Annotated in this window: 1 protein-coding gene; it reads left to right on the top strand. The window is 47.4% G+C overall.

Features of this window, described 5'->3' with window-relative positions; all coding sequences use genetic code 11:
• Positions 1-80 precede the first annotated feature (80 nt).
• A partial coding sequence (locus ABD353_RS39620) for a methyl-accepting chemotaxis protein (protein WP_344628567.1) occupies positions 81-1,248 on the top strand: 1,168 nt, incomplete at its 3' end.

Below are 1,248 nucleotides of genomic sequence, written 5' to 3'. Positions count from 1 at the left end.
AGGCCTTTGAATAAGACAAAAGGCTGCCTCATCGCTAACTTTGCAACAGTGCCCTTTCGACTACCTCCCCTCAAAGCCATATCACGTACGTTAATCCTGACTTCATTAAAATCAGTGGTTTCACTGAGGAAGAACTATTAGGCCAGCCTCACAACATCGTAAGACACCCAGATATGCCGCCTGCTGCATTTGAGCATATGTGGAGTACATTAAAATCTGGCCGCTCATGGATGGGGCTAGTAAAAAATCGCTGTAAAAATGGCGACCACTATTGGGTAAGTGCTTATGTAACGCCAATAGCTAAGAATGGTTCGATTGTTGAATACCAGTCTGTAAGGACCAAGCCTGAACCTGAGCAGGTTTTGGCTGCGGAAAAATTATATGCTCAATTGAGAAGCGGGAAGGCCGCGAGGCCGAAATTGGCTGCTAGCTTTTCCGTGAAAATACTCTTGCTCATATGGGGTAGTATTATATCAAGCGCAATGGCTGCCGGCATGCTTACTGATACATCAATAAGCAGCTTATTGTTAGCCACTTTAATGTCAGGAAGCTTAAGCTCTGTTAGTGTTTTGGCTATTCTCTCTCCTCTTGGAAGACTGGTTGAAAGAGCCAGGAATATTTCCAATAACCCATTAAGTCAATCCCTCTACACTGGGCGCACCGATGAGTTTGGCCAAATAGAGTTTGCTTTACGAATGATGCAAGCTGAAACAGGCGCCATAGTAGGTCGCATAGGTGATGCATCAAATCGGCTTAGCGAACACACCCGAGGCCTACTAAAGGATATTGAGTCAAGCAATGTACTTACAGTTGAGCAGCAGGCAGAGACAGATCAAATAGCAACGGCAGTAAACCAAATGGTGGCAAGCATTCAAGAGGTTGCGAGCAATGCACAGCATGCTGCAGATGCGGCCGGAAGAGCAGACACTGAGACGGCATCTGGCCAGCGTCTGGTAGCCCACACAAGCCAGTCAATCACTGCCCTTGAAGGTGAAATTAGGCAAGCCACTCAGGTTATTCATGAGCTTGAAGGTCAAAGTAACGAGATATCAAAAGTTCTTGACGTTATACGAGGGATCGCCGAGCAAACGAATTTGTTGGCACTCAACGCAGCAATTGAGGCCGCGCGTGCTGGTGAGCAGGGGCGTGGTTTTGCTGTTGTCGCCGATGAGGTTCGCAGTCTTGCTGCTCGCACACAGCAATCGACAACGGATATTCAAAGCATGATCAGCGCTCTACAAGAGCGAG

The sequence above is a fragment of the Kitasatospora arboriphila genome (assembly GCF_039528095.1).
GTDB classification, from domain to species: domain Bacteria; phylum Actinomycetota; class Actinomycetes; order Streptomycetales; family Streptomycetaceae; genus Kitasatospora; species Kitasatospora arboriphila.
Note: the sequence above shows the minus strand (reverse complement) of the source record. Positions and strands in the feature narration are given on the sequence as shown.